This is a genomic window from Clostridium cibarium (genome assembly GCF_014836335.1).
GTDB classification, from domain to species: Bacteria; Bacillota; Clostridia; order Clostridiales; family Clostridiaceae; genus Clostridium; species Clostridium cibarium.
In genome coordinates this window covers 1-1285 of the sequence record NZ_JACSRA010000070.1, presented here as the reverse complement: position 1 = coordinate 1285, position 1285 = coordinate 1, and the positions used below count along the sequence as shown (strand labels likewise).

General features: G+C 32.1%; 1 protein-coding gene. It reads right to left on the bottom strand.

Going from position 1 to position 1285, the window contains the following annotated elements; all coding sequences use genetic code 11:
• Positions 1 to 1151 (bottom strand): MobV family relaxase (gene mobV, locus H9661_RS19340; protein WP_191770447.1); only part of this gene is annotated, 1151 nt, incomplete at its 3' end.
• Positions 1152 to 1285 lie beyond the last annotated feature (134 nt).

Here is a 1285-nt window from a genome sequence, read left to right as displayed (position 1 = left end):
CTTTCCATATCAAAGCTTTTACTTTTTATGATTTTTTCAACTGGTTTACTTAGTTCTTTTAATTTTTCAGTAGCTTTATCAATCAGGTTATTTTCCTTAACGACAAATGTTAACGCTTTTCGTTGGATCATTAATGTATTTATATTTTTTTGTGCTGCAGCTAAATCTTTTTTCAACTTAACGTTTTTGTCGGCATACTTAGATAAATTTAATTTTACTGCAGAAAAGTTATCACTAAGATTTTCATATTTACGCTCTAGATCTTTGACTGTATTTGAACTAACTATAGCTTTCTTAGATAATTCTTTTAACTTCTCAAAATCATTTTTATTCAAAACAACATTGTTCTTATCCATAAAGGTTGTTTTATATGGGATGGAATCAATGTCATGATCTGAAGCTTTTATGTCTTTTAGTTCACTTAAATTTTGGGATAAAGCTTTACTAGTACGAACTAATTCAACATCTAATTTAGCAAGTTGTTCTTTTTTATAAGTGATAGTGCTTTTATGCTCTTTATTTGCCCCCCTAACCCCTCTTTCTAAATTAAAGCCATTTATATTCATTAACTCATTGTAAGCGTCCTGTAGCTTGGATAAGTGCAATTTACCCCCTATAAATTTGGCTCTACTTATTTTTAAGACTTCTTCTTTCCTTCTACCATCATAAACTTTGGTTAGCGGAACAGCCACAACATGAAGATGTGGTGTCTTCTCGTCCATATGGACCGTTGCATGGATTATATCCTTAGAAGATATTCCTATATTCTTTGTAACGAATTCTAAGGAGGTTTGAGCCCATTTAGTTATATCTTGTCTATTCATACCTTTAAAGAACTCCTCATCGCTTGTGAAGAGCATCTCACAAGCAATATCTGTCTTATCATCATTAATGCTCTTTTCAAATGTCTTAATTCTATCGGTCCTCATATTCTGCATACGTTCTTCATGTGCTTTTCTTAAGTCCCTGGTTATTTCATTGAATTTTTGATTATAAGTACCTGCACATTTAATTAGTTCAATGTTTTGGTTAGATCTGTTTTTATCGATATCCGGATTTGTATGACTAATCCTTTCTTGATTATGCTTTCCGAGGCCAACCAATGCTCCAGTATTTTTTATTCCTTCAACCCTAAAAACCGAGTAGCTCATATCATCTTTTCCTCCATAATCTTGGCATATTATTCCTTGATTTAAGAGTAATCTGTTAAGATTATTCTGTCAAGATGATAACTCACTATATGATTGACATAAATCAATCATCGTTCGCCCTATGGGAAAGGGGG